Here is a 15,977-nt window from a genome sequence, read left to right on the forward strand (position 1 = left end):
GAGCAGGGGTCGTGTCGGAAGCCGGGGAGGGTCAGCTCCTCGGTGCGGGCGCCGCCGCCGACGGTCCCCTTGGCCTCGAAGAGGGCCACCGAGAAGCCGCGCCGGGCCAGTTCCACGGCGGCGGTCAGCCCGTTCGGCCCCGCCCCCACCACGACCGCATCGAGCATCGACGGCACCTTCGGACTCCTTCGTCAGCCGACGGCCACTGAGGGTTCAGGATATGCCGGGCCGCCGACGGGGCCCCACGGCCTCCGGCCACCCGCCCCGCACCGGCCGACGACGCGGACGATTCAGACGGCCGCGGACAGCAACTCGACCACCTTGCGCGCCGTGGCCTCGTCGCGGGCCGCGGTGAACGGCAGGGTGTTGCCGCCCCGGACGGTGAAGGGCAGGCCCGCGCGGGTGAGGTGGGTGCCGCCCGCCTCCTCCACCAGGAGCAGACCGGCCGCGTGGTCCCACGCGGCCTCCCAGCTGAAGGCGACCGCGTCGCTCTCGCCGCGGGCCACGGCCAGGTACTCCAGCCCGGCGGAGCCGCAGGGGCGGGGGGCCACGCCGTCGGTCCACAGGCCGAGCAGGGCGCGCTTCTCGGCGTCCGTGGTGTAGTCCGGGTGGGATGTGGCCACGCGCAGGTCCCGGCCGGGGTCGGGGGAACCGGCGCGCAGCGGCTCCCCGTCGAGGCGCGCGCCCCGCCCCCGTACGGCCGTGGCGAACTGCTCGCGGGCGGGTGCGAAGGTCCAGGAGGCGTGGACGACACCGCGCCGGGCGAGGGCGACCAGGGTGCAGAAGCCGGTCTCGCCGCGCACGAACTGACGGGTGCCGTCGACGGGGTCGACGATCCACACCGGTGTGTCGCCCTGTATCGCCTCGTACGACGACGGGTCGGCGTGCACCGCCTCCTCGCCGACGACGACCGAGCCGGGCAGCAGCGCGCCGAGCTCCTTCGTGAGGAACAGCTCGGCCTCGCGGTCGGCGTCCGTCACCAGGTCGTGCGGGCCGGTCTTGACGTGCACGTCGTGCTCGCCGAGGCGCCGCCAGCGCGGCATGACCTCCTTGGCCGCCGCCTCGCGGATCTGGCGCTCCACGTCCATGCTGTGCCGGGCGAGAAACTCGTCGATGGTTTCGCTGGTCTCGATCATGCCCTCCATGAGAGCACGCACCACTGACATTCCCCTCCCGCCCGGTGTACTCCGGGTGGAATCGGGATGACGGGATGAAAACGCGGTGCGCCCCGCCCCCTGCGGCGTGGGCTCAGCGGCCCACCGCGTACCCCTGCATGCCGCGCGGGTTGGCGGCCGCCGAGAGGACGCCGGTGTGCGGGTCGCGGGCGACCGCGCACAGCCGGCCCTCGGACCAGGCGTCGCCGACGGTGACGTCGTGGCCGCGGCGGCGCAGCTCCTCGATCACCTCCGGGTCGGTGCGGGACTCGACGGTGACGCTGCCGGGCCGCATGCCGCGGGGGTAGAACGAGCCGGGGAAGCTGTCGTTGTGCCAGTTCGGGGCGTCGACGGCGCCCTGGAGGTCGAGCCCGCCGCGCACGTGGGCACGCAGGGCGACGGCGAGGAAGAAGTGCAGCTGCCACTGGTCCTGCTGGTCCCCGCCGGGCGTGCCGAACGCCATGACCGGCACGCCGTCGCGCAGGGCGAGGGACGGGGTGAGGGTGGTGCGGGGGCGGCGGCCCGGGGTGAGGCTGTTGGGCAGGCCCTCCTCCAGCCAGGTCATCTGGAGCCGGGTGCCGAGCGGGAAGCCCAGCTCGGGCACCACGGGGTTGGACTGGAGCCAGCCGCCGCTGGGCGTGGCGGAGATCATGTTGCCCCAGCGGTCGACGATGTCGAGGTGGCAGGTGTCGCCGCGGGTGCCGCCGTCGGCGGACACCTCCGGTTCGCCGGGCACGGGGGACGTGGGGCTCTTGGCGACGGTCGGCTCGCCGACGCCCATCGGGCTGAAGCCGGGGTCGTCGGTGGCCACGACGCGCGCGTGGGCGGCGAGCCGGGGGATGCGGCCGCCGGGGCTGCCGGGGCGCAGCTCGTGGGAGGCGCGCGGGCCGACCAGGGTGCGCCGCTCGGCGTTGTAGGCGGCGGAGAGCAGGTCGTCGAGGGGCACGTCGGCGGCGTCGCCGTACCAGGCCTCGCGGTCGGCCATGGCGAGCTTGCAGTCCTCGATCAGCAGGTGCAGGTAGGCGGCCGAGCCGTACGGCGGCAACTCGTCGGGGAGCAGGGCGAGTTGCTGGAGGAGCGCCGGGCCCTGGCTCCACGGCCCGGCCTTGCACACGGTCCAGCCGCGGAAGTCGTACGTCACCGGGTCCTCGTAGGTGGCGGACCAGGCGGCGAGGTCGTCGGCGGTGAGGGTGCCGGTGTGGTGCTCGCCGCTGGTGTCGAGGGTGGGGCGGGCGGACTGCCGCACCAGCGCCTCGGCGACGAACCCGGTGCGCCACACGTCCCGGGCGGCCTCGATCTGCGCCTCCCGGTCGCCGGCGCCGGCGACCTCGGCGAGCAGCCGCTTCCAGGTGGCGGCGAGGGCGGGGTTGCGGAAGAGCGCGCCGGGGCGCGGCGGGTGTCCGCCGGGCAGGTAGACCTCGGCGGAGCTGGTCCACTCCGTCTCGAACAGCTCGCGCACGGTCGCCACGGTCTCGCCGACCCGCTCCACGGGCGGGTGGCCGTCCTCGGCGTAGCCGATGGCGTACTTCAGCACGTCGGCGAGGGACTTCGTGCCGTGGTCGCGCAGGAGGAGCATCCAGGCGTCGAAGGCGCCGGGCACGGCGGAGGCGAGCGGTCCGGTGCCGGGGACGAGGTCGAGGCCGAGGCCCTTGTAGTGGGCGACGGTCGCGCCGGCCGGGGCGACGCCCTGCCCGCACAGCACGCGCACCTCCCCGCCGGCCGGAGCGAGGATCATCGGCACCTCGCCGGCCGGGCCGTTGAGGTGGGGTTCGACGACGTGCAGCACGAAGGCCCCGGCGACGGCCGCGTCGTAGGCGTTGCCGCCGTCCTCGAGGACGGCCAGGGCGGACTGGGAGGCCAGCCAGTGGGTGGAGGACACCATGCCGAAGGTGCCCTGGAGGGTCGGTCGGGTGGTGAACTGCATCCCCTGCCCCAGGTGTTCGCGTCGTCCGGCCCTGCGCCCCACCCGCGACGGGCCGGCGGCCTCGGCCCTTGCCGGACGCAGGGTAAGCGGGTACTGCCGGGGGATGCCACCCTCGGCGCCACCGGGCCCGGCGGCCGTGACGGGAACAATCCGGGCGTGCCCGGTGTTGACACGCGCGGCTGACGAAAGGCGGAGTCGTGCACGGTGAGTACAAGGTTCCCGGCGGCAAGCTCGTCGTGGTGGACGTGGACGTGGCGGACGGGGTGCTGCGGGACGCGCGTGTGGCGGGGGACTTCTTCCTGGAACCGGACGAGGCGCTGGACGCCGTGAACCGCGCCCTGGAGGGCGCCCCCGCCGACACCGACGCCGCCGGTCTGGCCGCGCGGATCGAGGCCGCGCTGCCCGAGGGGACCGTGATGTACGGGCTCACCGCGGAGGGCGTCGGCATCGCGGTGCGCCGGGCGCTGGCGCACGCCACCGACTGGACCGACTACGACTGGCAGCTGGTGCACGAGGGCCCGCAGCCGCCCGCGCTGCACATGGCCCTGGACGAGGTGCTGACCGCCGAGGTGGCCGCCGGGCGGCGCCCGCCGACGCTGCGGGTGTGGGAGTGGGCCTCCCCCGCCGTGATCATCGGCAGCTTCCAGTCGCTGCGCAACGAGGTGGACCCCGAGGGCGCCCGCCGGCACGGCGTGGACGTGGTGCGCCGCATCTCCGGCGGCGGGGCGATGTTCGTGGAGCCGGGCAACACCATCACCTACTCGCTGTCCGTGCCGGAGGCGCTGGTGCAGGGCCTGTCCTTCCAGGACAGCTACGCCTATCTCGACGACTGGGTGCTCGGCGCGCTCGGCGACATGGGGATCAAGGCCTGGTACCAGCCGCTGAACGACATCGCCACCGACCAGGGCAAGATCGCGGGCGCGGCGCAGAAGCGGATCGTGGGCCCGGACGGCACGCCCGGCGCGGTGCTGCACCACGTGACGATGGCGTACGACATCGACGCGGACAAGATGCTCGAGGTGCTGCGCATCGGCAAGGAGAAGCTGTCGGACAAGGGCACGAAGAGCGCGAAGAAGCGGGTGGACCCGCTGCGCCGGCAGACGGGGCTGCCCCGCGAGGCGGTCATCGGGCGGATGGTCGAATCCTTCCGCGCCCGCTACGGCCTGACGCAGGGCAAGGTGACGGACGAGGAACTGGCGCGGGCTCAGGAACTGGCGCGGACGAAGTTCACCGCACCGGAATGGGTCGCCCGGGTGCCCTGACGCTCAAATCCCCCTATTCGTAAAGGAACAGCGGCAAGCGGCGGGCCATCCGGAACCGCCGCGTCACCGCGCGCCTACGGAGCGAGTTGAACCCTTCCGCACTGTGACGAAGCGTGTGACACTGGCGTCCCGTCCGCAGTGCGGACCCCCCTCCGCACCGTCCCCCACGAGAAGTGCGCCGTGCGTTCCTTTCCTCTGCCGATCGCCCTGACCGCCCGTCTGTCGCCGGTGGTCGTCCTCGCCGCGGCCGGATGGGCGCTGTCCTCCGGCCCGCTGGCCGCGCCCGAGGCCTCCGAGAAGGAGCCGACCGGGAAGACCGCCTCGCAGCAGTCGCCCACCGCCCCGTCCGAGACGCAGGCGGTGAAGACGTACGCCGCGGCGCCCGAGCCGTGCGACGCGCTGTCCGCCGCGACCGTCAAGTCCCTGGTGCCGGGCGCGAAGACGGCCGGCAAGGAGATACCGTCCACGGACTCCGACCTGCGCCGCACCTGCTCGTGGAACGCCCTCAAGGGCTACGACTACCGCTGGCTCGACGTGTCCTTCGAGGTGCTGGACTCCGACGAGGCCGCGGAGAAGTCGTACAGCGGGCGGCTGGCGGAGAAGAGCGGCGGGGGCGCCGTCCCGGGGGTCGGGGACGCGGCGTACTCGGTCGTGAACCTCACCACCGAGGACAAGCAGGACACGCGTGAGGGTGTCGTGGTGGCGCGGGCCGCCAACGCGCTGGTGATCGTCACGTACAACGGCAGCGACTTCGAGTCGAAGAAGGCGCCGAGCACGGACGTGATCAACAAGGGCGCGATCAAGGCCGCCAAGGAAGCGGTGGCCGCACTGGGGAAGGCGCGAGGCTGATCCGGAACCGATGGTTCCGTGACATCTGTCACAGCCTGTTCCCGATCTGACCGGGTCACTTAGTAGACGGGGCCGCGGCGACATGGGGGACTTGTCCGTCTTGACGGGAAAGCGAACCGGGCCCGGGCGGAGGGCGGGCCGGCCGCGATCCGGGTGCCCCCGCTTCGTCGCGGCATGGCGCTTTCTGACGTGACGGCAGACGGCGCCGGCACCCGCCCGAGGGCCGGTCGGCACGCTCTCCCGGCCGTCGCAAGGCCCCTCCCTTCCTACGAGGCCGGGTAGTACCCGAGCCCTTTGCGCCGCGCGCCGGGCCGTCCCAAGAATGACCAGCCTCCGCACACCCAGGGGTGAGGTCACGTATGGGAATCCATCGCCATGAGAAGAAGTACCGGCGGACGGTCGTCGTCGCGGTCGCCGTCGGCGTCATAGGCATACCCTCGGTCGCCATGGCCTGTGCCGACTGGCCGGACGGCGGGCAGCGCGAGGACCGCGCCACCGCGGTGCCGACCGTCGGCGAGGACCGCTGGGACGGGCCCGGCTGGTACAGCCGCTGGCGCAGCCAGCACGACGGCGACCCCAGGCCGGTGGCGTCCGGCTCGCCCAGCGCCTCCGCGAGCCCGTCGAAGGACGCCCGCCGGCACCACGACGGCAAGCCGTCGCGGAAGCCCACGAAGAAGGCCACCGAGGCCGGCGCGGCCCCCTCCACCTCCACGGCCGCCCCGAAGCCCACCACGGCGTCCCCGAAGCCCTCGACCGCCGCTCCCGAGCCTTCGACGGCCGCTCCCGCGCCCTCCACCACCGCGCCGAGGCCGACGACCCCGGCCCCGAAGCCGACCACCGCGTCGCCGAAGCCCACCGCCACCGCCTCCGGCGCGGTCGCCCGGGTTGTGGAGCTGGTCAACGCCGAGCGCGCCAAGGCCGGCTGCTCCCCGGTGACCGCCAACTCCACGCTGAACACGGCCGCCCAGCGGCACAGCGAGGACATGGCCTCGACCGGCACCATGTCCCACACCGGCTCCGACGGGTCCGACCCCGGCCAGCGCATCACCCGCGCCGGCTACACCTGGAGCACCTACGGCGAGAACGTCGCCTACGGCTACTCCACGCCGGAGCAGGTGATGCAGGGCTGGATGACCAGCCCCGGTCACAAGGCGAACATCCTCAACTGCTCCTTCAAGGAGATCGGCGTCGGCCTGTCCGGCACCTACTGGACGCAGGACTTCGGCACCGCCCGCTGAGGTCCCCCACGGGCACGGCGGCGGGCGCTCACACCCGCCGCCGCCCCGCCGTCAGCGCCACGTACACGACGAGCGAGGCCGCGAGGCCCACCGCCCAGCCGTAGTCCGCCAGCGGCTTCAGGAAGGGGATCAGCCCGTCCTGCGGGAAGGGCCCCTTGCCGGGCGCCGAGTGGGAGCCGCCCACCGCGAGCACCCCGCCGACGGCGAAGGCGACGACGGCGTGCACGTTCCAGCCGGACGTGTACCAGTAGCGTCCGCCCGGGGTGTACAGGTCGGTCAGGTCCAGCCGGGTGCGGCGCACGATCCAGTAGTCGGCGATGAGGATGCCGGCGACCGTGCCGAGCAGCCCGCCGACCAGCCCCAGCCAGGTGAAGATGTACAGCTCCGGCGTCTCGGTCAGCTTCCACGGCATGATGACCACGCCGACCACCCCGGTGATCAGCGCCCCGGTGCGGAAGGTGATGAACCTGGGCGCCAGGTTGGCCAGGTCGTACGCCGGTGACACCACGTTCGCCGCGATGTTCACGGAGATGGTGGCGACGAGCACGGTGACCAGCGCGAACAGCAGCCCGAAGACGTTGTCCGTCCTGGCCGCCAGCTGCACCGGGTCCCAGATCGCCGCCCCGTAGACGGCCTGCGAGCCGGAGGTGACGAACACCGACAGCAGCGCGAACAGCGTCATGGTGGTGGGCAGACCGAGCGTCTGCCCCCAGACCTGCGCGCGCTGCCCCGCGCCGAAGCGGGTGAAGTCGGGGATGTTGAGGCTGAGCGTCGACCAGAACGCGATCATGCCCATCAGGGACGGGAAGAACACCGGCCAGAAGTCGGCGCCCCAGCCCAGCTGTGAGGGCTGGTCGAGCAGCGGTCCAAAACCGCCGGCCTTGTTCGCGACCCACACCCGCAGCACCAGCGCGCCGACGATGACGAACGGCGCCGCCCAGTTCTCGAACCGGCGCAGCGCCTCCATCCCCCGGTGGATGATGGCCAGTTCGAGCGCCCAGAAGAGCACGAAGCACACCCACAGGGTCCACGGCTGGCCGCCCACCTCGGACGCCTCGGCCCAGCCGCCGAACAGCTTGCCGAGCAGCACGAAGATGCCCTGGCCGCCGATCCAGGTCTGGATGCCGAACCAGGCGCAGGCGACCCCGGCCCGGATCATCGCGGGCAGGTTGGCGCCGCGCAGCCCGAAGGAGGCGCGGGCCAGCACCGGGAACGGGATGCCGTACTTGGGTCCCGCGTGACCGGTCAGCAGCATCGGCGCGAGCACGATGACGTTGGCGAGCGCGATGGTGAAGACGGCCTGCTTCCAGTCCATGCCGAGCGCGACCAGCCCGGACGCGAGCAGCCAGGAGGGGATGTTGTGCGCCATCCCCACCCACAGCGCGGTGAAGTTGTACGTGGTCCAGCGGCGGCGGGCCAGCGGGACCGGCAGCAGGTCGTCGTTGACGAAGCGGGCGTCGGTGAGGACGACGCCCGGCGGGAGCTCGACGCGTCCCGCCGGGTCGGGTATCGGGTTCTCCGAGGGCGCGGGCGGGACGGTCGCGGTCATGGGCGTGCCTTTCGCAGTGGTACCGGTTCAGTCGCCGAGTGCTGGGATGATCTCCGCGCCGTACGCGTCGATCGTCGTTTCCTGCGCGTCGTGCATGTCGTACACCGCGAACTGGTCGACGCCCAGGTCGCGCAGCGCGCGGAGCTTCTCGATGTGCGCCTCGGGCGGGCCGAGCAGGCAGAAGCGGTCCACGATCTCGTCGGGCACGAAGTCCGTGGACGGGTTGCCGGCCCGTCCGTGGTGGCTGTAGTCGTAGCCCTCACGGCCCTTGATGTACTCGGTGAGCGCCTCGGGGACCATGCCGGAGTGCTCGCCGTAGCGGGCGACCAGGTCGGCGACATGGTTGCCGACCATCCCGCCGAACCAGCGGCACTGCTCGCGGGCGTGCGCCAGGTCGTCGCCGACGTACGCGGGGGCGGCGACGCAGATGGTGACGGAGTCCGGGTCGCGGCCTGCCTCGGCGGCGGCGTTCCGCACGGCCTTCACCATCCACTCGGTGAGGAACGGGTCGGCAAGCTGGAGGATGAAGCCGTCGGCCTTGCGCCCGGTCAGGGCCAGCGCCTTGGGCCCGTACGCGGCCATCCACACCGGGAGTCTGCCGTCGCGGACCCACGGCAGGCGCATCCGCTGCCCGTCGACCTCGGCCTCGCGTCCCTCGGCGAGGTCGCGGATCGCGTCGATCGCCTCGCCGAGCCGGGCGAGGGTGGTGGGTCTGCGTCCGGCGACGCGCATCGCGGAGTCGCCGCGGCCGATGCCGCACACGGTGCGGTTGCCGAACATGTCGTTGAGGGTCGCGAAGGTGGAGGCGGTCACCTCCCAGGTGCGGGTGCCCGGGTTGGTGACCATCGGGCCCACTCTGAGGGTCGTGGTGTGGGCGAGGATCTGGCTGTAGACGACGAAGGGTTCCTGCCACAGCACGGCCGAGTCGAAGGTCCACCCGTGGGTGAAGCCGTTGCGCTCGGCGCGTTTCATCAGGCTGATCACCCGCGACGCCGGCGGGTCGGTCTGAAGGACGAGGCCGAAGTCCATGGGCTCCGCTCCTAGGTGAGGTACTGACAGGTGGAACGCGGGGTGTAGACGCCGTGTCCGGCGTGGCCGGTGTACTCCCGGCCCGTGACGACCGGCACCCCGCGCGAGAACACGGTCTCGACGCGTCCGGTGACCCGCCTGCCCTCGTACGCCGAGTAGTCGACGTTCATGTGGTGGGTGCCGGCGGACATGACCTGCTCGGCGTGCGGGTCGTAGATCACGACGTCGGCGTCGGCGCCCGGCGCGATGGTGCCCTTCTTCGGGTACAGGCCGAACATCCGCGCCGGGGAGGCGCAGGCGATCTCGATCCAGCGGCGGCGGCTGATGTGCCCGTCCAGGACGGCCTGGTGGAGGAGGTCCATACGGTTCTCCACGCCCGGCAGCCCGTTGGGGATCTTGGAGAAGTCGCCGCGGCCGAGCTCCTTCTGTCCGCTGAAGCAGAAGGGGCAGTGGTCGGTGGACACCACCTGGAGGTCGTTGGTGCGCAGACCCCGCCACAGCGCCGCCTGGTGCTCCTTGGGCCGCAGGGGCGTGCTGCACACGTACTTGGCGCCCTCGAAGTCCGGCTCGGCGAGGTTGTCGGTGGACAGGAACAGGTACTGCGGGCAGGTCTCGCCGAAGACGGGCAGCCCGTCGTCACGGGCCCGGGCGAGTTCGGCGACCGCCTCGGTGGCGGAGACGTGCACGACGTACAGCGGGGCGCCGGCGACCTGGGCGAGCCGGATGGCGCGGTGGGTGGCCTCCGCCTCCAGGAGGGCCTTGCGGACCTCGCCGTGGAAGCGGGGGTCGGTCTCGCCGCGGGCGAGGGCCTGTTCGACGAGGACGTCGATGGCGATGCCGTTCTCGGCGTGCATCATGATCAGGCCGCCGTTGTCGGCGGAGCGTTGCATGGCGCGGAGGATCTGTCCGTCGTCGGAGTAGAAGACGCCCGGGTAGGCCATGAACTGCTTGAACGAGGTGACGCCCTCCTCCACGAGGAGGTCCATCTCCTTGAGCGTCTCGTCGTTCACGTCAGAGACGATCATGTGGAAGGCGTAGTCGATCGCGCAGTTCCCCTCCGCCTTCGCGTGCCAGGCGTCCAGGCCCTCGCGCAGGGTGTGGCCGACGCTCTGCACGGCGAAGTCGACGATCGTGGTGGTGCCGCCCCAGGCGGCGGCGCGCGTGCCCGTCTCGAAGGTGTCGGAGGCGAAGGTGCCGCCGAAGGGGAGCTCCATGTGGGTGTGCGCGTCCACGCCGCCCGGGATCACGTATTTGCCGGTGGCGTCTATGGTTCGCTCGGCGGTGAGAGCTTCGGCGGCGGGGGTGTGGGAAGCGGCCAGGGCCGCGATGCGGCCGTCTTCCATGAGGACGTCTGCGTGTAGTTCGTCGGAGGCGGTGATGACGAGTCCGCCGCGGATGACTGTGCGGGTGCTCATGTCGGGGTCGCTCCTCCATGTGGGTACGTGCGGGTTGTTCGTGGCTTGTCGCGCAGTTCCCCACGGCCCTTCAAGGCGTTGTGAGGGGGCCGTAGGCGCCCGGGGCGCGGTCGCGGTAGAACTGCCAGCGGTCCCGGACCTCGCGGAGTGTGGTCAGGTCCAGGTCGCGGACGACCAGTTCCGGCTCCTTGTCGCCGGCGACCTCGCCGACGAAGCGGGCCTCCGGGTCGACGAAGTAGCTCGTCCCGTAGAAGTCGTTGTCCCCGTACTCCTCGACGCCGACCCGGTTGATCGCGCCGACGAAGTACTCGTTGGCGACGGCCGCCGCCGGCTGCTCCAGCTGCCAGAGGTAGCCGGACAGGCCGCGTGAGGTGGCCGACGGGTTGAACACCAGCTCCGCGCCCGCGAGTCCGAGGGCGCGCCAGCCCTCCGGGAAGTGCCGGTCGTAGCAGATGTAGACGCCGATCCGGCCGGCCCGGGTGTCGAAGACGGGCCAGCCGCTGTTGCCGGGGCGGAAGTAGAACTTCTCCCAGAACCCCTTGACCTGCGGGATGTGGGTCTTGCGGTACTTGCCCAGGTAGGAGCCGTCGGCGTCGATCACGGCGGCCGTGTTGTAGAGGACGCCGGGCTGCTCCTCCTCGTACATCGGCAGCACCAGGACGAGGTTCAGCTCCCGGGCGAGGCGCCGGAAGCGTTCGACGACCGGGCCGTCGGGGATGCGTTCGGCGTACTCGTAGAAGGCGGGGTCCTGCACCTGGCAGAAGTACGGTCCGTAGAACAGCTCCTGGAAGCACAGCACATGAGCGCCCTGCGCGGCCGCGTCGCGGGCGGCCTGCTCGTGGACCTGGATCATCGACTCCTTGTCGCCCGTCCAGGCGGTCTGGAAGACGGCGGCTCGGATCACTCGGCTCATCGGGACCTCCGGTCGCTCGGTGTGCAGTGAGCCTAGGAAGCGGACGAGCGCGCGCTGAGTGGCACGGTGTCACGTCTGCCGGGGTGCGGCGTGTCACCGTGTCATCCGCGGACGATCCCATGTGTCACCGCCGTTGCCGCAGGTGGTCGCTCGTTTCAGCGTTGTTGCGCATCGTGCGCGAGGAGTGCGATGTGCAGCGAGGCGGCCTGTTCGAAGTCGTCCAGGTCCACCCCCAGGCGTATCTGTATCGCCTCGAGGCGGCGGTACAGCGCCGGCCGGGACACGTGGTGCAGCTGTGCGGTGCGGGACTTGTTGCGGCCGGTCGCCAAGTACGTCCGCAGGACGGGGAGCAGGTCCTCGCCGGGGTCGCGGAGCAGCCCGGCCAGCTCCCGTTCGGCGAACGACTGCACCTGCGGGTCGTCGCGCAACAGCCGTACGAGGCCGCGCAGATGGACGTCCCGCAGCCGCACCACGGGGGGCAGGTCGAGAGCGGCGGCGTCGTCCGCGACGGCGTCGGCGACGTGCCGGGCCTCGCGCAGGCCGGCGGGCACGTCGTCGAAGGAGGCGCGGGCGGCGGCGGCCGCCACGATGACGGGTCCGTCGGCGGGTTCGGCGCGCAGCCGGGCCGCGAAGTGCGCGGTGAGCGCCTCGGCGTCCTGGTCGCGGGCCAGGCTGAGCAGCACGGCGGTCGCGGCGGCGGACAGTTCGCCCGCGATGCCGGGCAGGCCCAGCAGCCGCAGCGTCCGGTCCAGCGGGGCGGCCCGGTGTCCACGCACCACGAGCGGCACGAACGTGCGCCTGTTGACCGGCAGTCCGGCGGCGCGGGCGCGGGGCAGCAGGTGCCGGGCCGGTACGGCGCCGCCGACCAGGTCGGTGAGCAGGCTCAGCGCGGACTGCCCTTCCCAGGAGCAGTCGGCGCCGCCGAGCATGCGGTGCAGGACGAGCGCCTCGGCGGCCCGGTCGGCGAGCAGCCGCCCGGTCTCGGTGTCGCCGCGGTAGCCGCACAGCACGAGCCGGCCCCAGGGCTCGCCCCGCCCGCCGAGTTCCGCGCGGATCCAGCCGTCGCCCTCGCTGCGGCCGGCCTGGCGGGCGATGCGCTCCCAGTCGCGGAGCACGTCGTCGACGGCGGACCGCTCCCCCGCCGTGCCGAGGACGCGGTGCGCGAGGTTGGTGAGGACGACGGGGCAGCCGCTGTGCCGGGCGATCTCGTCGAGCAGGCGCTGGAGCGGGGCGCCGCCGGTGATGAGGGCGGTGAGTTCGGTGCGGACCGTCTCGGAGAGGCTGACGGCGGCGAACTTCCGCCGCACCAGCCGGGACTGCACCTCCTCGGTCAACTGGGCGAAGGGGAAGGGGCGGTGGAGCACGACGAGGGGCAGCTGGCAGCGCTCCGCGGCCCGCCGCATCGCCTCCGGCGGGGACGGGAAGGCGCGGCCGAGGCCGAGGACCACGGCGGACGCCTCGGCGCGGTGCAGGGAGCGGACGTACTCGGTCTGCTTGTGCTCGTCGCCGGCGAGGAGCACCCCGGTGGTGAGCACCATCTCCCCGCCGCTGAGCATCACGCCGACGTCGGCCGCCTCGGCGACGTGCACCCAGCGCACCGGCCGGTCCAGCCGGCCGGCGCCGGCCACCACCTCGGGCTCCCCGGCGAGGACCCGCTCCAGGGCGAGGACCTGCCGGACCGAGAGGGCCGGTACCGGTGGCTCCCAGGTGGTCATGGCGGCGTCCTCCGGTGGGTGTGGGGCTACTGGATGCTCCTCAGGGCGTCCTCGAGGATCGCGGCGCCCTCCTCGGCCTCCGCGATGTTCAGGGACAGCGGCGGGGCGATGCGCAGGGCGCTGGTGTCGTGGCCGCCGCCCTTGCCGATGAGCAGGCCGCCCTCGCGGGCCGCCTCCAGGACGGCGGACGCGGCGGCCGGGTCGGCCTCGTCGGTGCCGGGCTTCGTCAGCTCGATGCCGATCATCAGGCCCCGTCCGCGCACCTCCCGTACGGCGGGGACGTGGGCGGCGGCGGCCCGCAGCCGTTCGGTGAGCAGGCCGCCGACCCGGCGCGCGTTCCCCTGGAGGTCGTGTTCGAGGAGGTAGTTGAGGTTGGCGAGGCCGGCCGCCATGGTGATCTGGGTGCCGCCGAAGGTGGAGATGCTGTTGGCGTCCAGGCAGTTCATGATCTCCGCGCGGGCGACGACCCCGCCGATGGACATGCCGTTGCCGATGCCCTTGGCGAAGGTCAGCATGTCGGGCGGGCCGCCGCGGGCGTGCGCCTGCCAGCCCCAGAAGTGCTCGCCGGTGCGGCCCCAGCCGGTCTGCACCTCGTCGGAGATCCACAGGACGCCCCGCTCGTGCAGCACCTCGCGGAACGCGGCGTAGAGGCCGTCGGGCGGGGAGGTGAAGCCGCCGACGCCCTGGATCGGCTCGGCGATCAGCGCGGCGGGCGGGCGCGTGTGGCCGAGGAGGTCCTTGAGGTCGTCGACGCAGGCGGCCACGAAGTCGTAGTCGTCGAGGCCGGCGAACGGGCCCCGGCTGCGCACCCCGCCGTGCACGTACAGCGTCTGGAGCGGGGAGAGCGAGGTCGGGGACCAGCCGCGGTTGCCGGTGACGCCGACCGCGCTGAAGGAGCGGCCGTGGTAGCTGTTGCGCATCGCCAGGACGGTGTTGCTGCGCCGGTAGGTGGTGGCGAGCAGCAGGGCGGTGTCGTTGGCCTCGGTGCCGGAGGTGGTGAAGAAGACGCGGGCGTCGGGGATGCCGCTGAGCTGGGCGATCCGTTCGGCGAGGTCCACCATCGGCCGGTTGAGGTAGAGGGTGGAGGAGTGGACGATCCGCCCGGCCTGTTCGGTGACCGCCTTGGTGACCTCGGGCAGGGCGTGGGCGGTCATGGTGGTGAGGATGCCGCCGAAGAAGTCCAGGTAGCGGTTGCCGTCGGCGTCCCAGACGTGGCGTCCCTCGCCGTGGGTGATCTCGATGGGGTGTTCGTAGTAGAGGGCCAGCCAGTCGGGGAGCACGGACCGGTGGCGGCCCAGCAGGTCGTCGGTCACGGGCGCACCAGCCCTTCGTAGGCGTCGGGGCGGCGGTCGCGGTAGAACGCCCACTGCTGCCGCACCTCGTCGACGAGGCCGAGGTCGAGGTCCCGTACCACCAGTTCCTCCTCGCTGTCGCTGGCCACGTCGCCGACGAACTGTCCGCGCGGGTCGACGAAGTAGCTCGTGCCGTAGAAGTCGTTGTCGCCGTACTCCTCGACGCCGACGCGGTTGATGGCGGCGACGAAGTACTCGTTGGCGACGGCCGCCGCCGGCTGCTCCAGCTGCCACAGGTACGCCGAGAGGCCCCGGTGCGTGGCCGACGGGTTGTACACCAACTGGGCTCCGTTGAGCCCGAGTTGCCGCCAGCCCTCGGGGAAGTGGCGGTCGTAGCAGATGTAGACGCCGACCTTGCCGACGGCGGTGTCGAAGACGGGCCAGCCGAGGTTGCCCGGGCGGAAGTAGAACTTCTCCCAGAAGCCCTTGACCTGCGGGATGTGGTGCTTGCGGTACTTGCCGAGGTAGGTGCCGTCGGCGTCGATCACCGCGGCGGTGTTGTAGTAGTGGCCGGACTGCTCGACCTCGAAGACGGGGGCGACGACGACCATGCCGGTCTCGCGGGCCAGGTCCCGCATCCGGCGCACGGTCGGGCCGTCCGGTACCTCCTCGGCCCAGCGGTAGTGCTCGGTGTCCTGGACCTGGCAGAAGTAGGGGGCGTTGAACACCTCCTGGAACCCGATGACCTTCGCGCCCCGCCGGGCCGCCTCGCGGGCGTGCTCCTCGTGTTTCGCCAGCATGGACGCGGTGTCGCCGGTCCAGGTGGCCTGGACGAGGGCGGCGGTTACGACGTTGGGCATGAGCTGCTGCTCCTTCGACGCGACGTCAGCGCCTCTACGCCCGTAGAGACGGCCGTAGAGGGACGAACGTAAGCCTCCCGGACGGCCTTGCCAAGACCATCGTCGTGCGGCTCGTGGAGTCGATCGTGATTGACACCCCTGTGGGTGAGCGGGCCGGGCCGCCGGCGCCCGGTCAGGCGGCCAGTCCCGCGACGCGCAGGGCGTGCAGCACGTCCCAGTGCCGCTCCTCGGAGACGGCCCGGGCGGCCGTCAGGAGCAGCGGCACCAGGCGTCCGGGGTCCGGTGCGGCCGTGCGGGCGGCGTCCTGCGGGGTGCGCGTCCGGACGCAGGCGTCGAGCAGGGCGCGCAGCTCGCGGTGGCGGGTGCCGTCGGCCAGGGCGAGGGCGGCGTGCCCGATCTCGTCGGCGGGCCGTACGACGCCCTGCCGCAGGATCCGCTCGCCGTCCTCCGCGCGGCCCGCCGCGGTGAGCGCGTCGGCGGCGGCGACGAGCCGCTCGGTGGGCAGCGTCGCCGCCTCCCACAGCAGGGTCGCCCAGTCGGCGGCGAGCCCGGCCCGCTCCATCGCGTCCGCGAGCAGCGGGAACCGTACGGCGGGCCAGTACGCGGCCTGGTTCAGCAGGGCGTGCGCCTCGCCGTCGCGGGCCTCGCGCCTGAGGCGCGTCAGGGTGTGCACGAGGCGGCCCACCTCGCGGACGTCGTCCGCGCCGATCCGCTCCCTCTCCTGCGGAGGCGGCTCGGCGGGGCCGTCCTGCTCGGCGGCCCCGGCGAGCCGCCTCC

General features: G+C 72.7%; 13 protein-coding genes and 1 pseudogene. 3 read left to right on the forward strand and 11 right to left on the reverse strand.

What is annotated here, in order from left to right:
* From CCN29_RS15535 to CCN29_RS15545, 3 genes are all read right to left on the reverse strand, one after another.
* Positions 1 to 176, reverse strand: a 176-nt coding sequence (locus tag CCN29_RS15535) for an FAD-dependent oxidoreductase (RefSeq protein ID WP_143637112.1), incomplete at its 3' end; no start/stop codon positions are given.
* Positions 177 to 290: 114 nt separating this feature from the next.
* Complete coding sequence (locus CCN29_RS15540) at positions 291 to 1,136, reverse strand: inositol monophosphatase family protein (protein ID WP_086682523.1); 846 nt, start codon at positions 1,134 to 1,136, stop codon at positions 291 to 293.
* A 112-nt stretch (positions 1,137 to 1,248) separates the two neighbouring features.
* Positions 1,249 to 3,078 carry a gamma-glutamyltransferase family protein gene (locus CCN29_RS15545; RefSeq protein ID WP_189479314.1) on the reverse strand — a complete coding sequence of 610 codons (1,830 nt, stop codon included), beginning with the start codon at positions 3,076 to 3,078 and terminating at the stop codon, positions 1,249 to 1,251.
* A gap of 197 nt (positions 3,079 to 3,275) precedes the next feature.
* On the opposite strand from CCN29_RS15545, the gene lplAB reads away from it, so the two are divergent.
* The 3 genes from lplAB (at position 3,276) to CCN29_RS15560 (ending at position 6,427) form a co-directional block, all read left to right on the forward strand.
* The gene (lplAB, locus tag CCN29_RS15550) at positions 3,276 to 4,340 is read left to right on the forward strand and encodes a lipoate-protein ligase LplAB (RefSeq protein ID WP_086682510.1); all 1,065 of its coding nucleotides are present in this window, start codon (positions 3,276 to 3,278) and stop codon (positions 4,338 to 4,340) included.
* Positions 4,341 to 4,520: 180 nt separating this feature from the next.
* Positions 4,521 to 5,189, forward strand: coding sequence for a hypothetical protein (locus CCN29_RS15555; RefSeq protein WP_031017690.1), 669 nt, complete (start codon positions 4,521 to 4,523; stop codon positions 5,187 to 5,189).
* A 359-nt stretch (positions 5,190 to 5,548) separates the two neighbouring features.
* Entirely contained in the window at positions 5,549 to 6,427 is an 879-nt protein-coding gene (locus CCN29_RS15560) for a CAP domain-containing protein (RefSeq protein WP_031061613.1), read from the forward strand.
* A gap of 28 nt (positions 6,428 to 6,455) precedes the next feature.
* On the opposite strand, the gene CCN29_RS15565 is transcribed toward CCN29_RS15560, so the two are convergent.
* The 8 genes and pseudogenes from CCN29_RS15565 to CCN29_RS15600 all read right to left on the reverse strand — a co-directional run.
* Positions 6,456 to 7,976: an NCS1 family nucleobase:cation symporter-1 gene (locus tag CCN29_RS15565; protein WP_086682513.1), complete on the reverse strand. Its 1,521-nt coding sequence runs from the start codon at positions 7,974 to 7,976 to the stop codon at positions 6,456 to 6,458.
* Between the two features lie 27 nt (positions 7,977 to 8,003).
* Positions 8,004 to 9,005, reverse strand: a complete 1,002-nt coding sequence (locus CCN29_RS15570; RefSeq protein ID WP_086682517.1) for a TIGR03842 family LLM class F420-dependent oxidoreductase — start codon at positions 9,003 to 9,005, stop codon at positions 8,004 to 8,006.
* An 11-nt stretch (positions 9,006 to 9,016) separates the two neighbouring features.
* Positions 9,017 to 10,420 (reverse strand): dihydropyrimidinase, encoded by a 1,404-nt coding sequence (gene hydA / locus CCN29_RS15575; RefSeq protein ID WP_031061607.1) that lies wholly within the window; start codon positions 10,418 to 10,420, stop codon positions 9,017 to 9,019.
* Positions 10,421 to 10,490: 70 nt separating this feature from the next.
* Positions 10,491 to 11,333, reverse strand: coding sequence for a nitrilase-related carbon-nitrogen hydrolase (locus CCN29_RS15580; protein WP_006135024.1), 843 nt, complete (start codon positions 11,331 to 11,333; stop codon positions 10,491 to 10,493).
* A 155-nt stretch (positions 11,334 to 11,488) separates the two neighbouring features.
* Positions 11,489 to 13,048 carry a PucR family transcriptional regulator gene (locus tag CCN29_RS15585; RefSeq protein WP_086682520.1) on the reverse strand — a complete coding sequence of 520 codons (1,560 nt, stop codon included), beginning with the start codon at positions 13,046 to 13,048 and terminating at the stop codon, positions 11,489 to 11,491.
* Positions 13,049 to 13,074: 26 nt separating this feature from the next.
* Complete coding sequence (locus CCN29_RS15590; RefSeq protein ID WP_006135022.1) at positions 13,075 to 14,361, reverse strand: aspartate aminotransferase family protein; 1,287 nt, start codon at positions 14,359 to 14,361, stop codon at positions 13,075 to 13,077.
* On the reverse strand, positions 14,358 to 15,200 hold the full coding sequence (locus CCN29_RS15595) for a nitrilase-related carbon-nitrogen hydrolase (protein WP_006135021.1): 843 nt from the start codon (positions 15,198 to 15,200) through the stop codon (positions 14,358 to 14,360). Before CCN29_RS15595 ends, CCN29_RS15590 begins: the two co-directional genes overlap by 4 nt.
* 172 nt (positions 15,201 to 15,372) lie before the next feature.
* Positions 15,373 to 15,977, reverse strand: a pseudogene (locus tag CCN29_RS15600) (hypothetical protein); the annotation flags it as partial.

This window comes from Streptomyces pseudogriseolus (assembly GCA_002154585.1).
Taxonomy (GTDB): domain Bacteria; phylum Actinomycetota; class Actinomycetes; order Streptomycetales; family Streptomycetaceae; genus Streptomyces; species Streptomyces pseudogriseolus.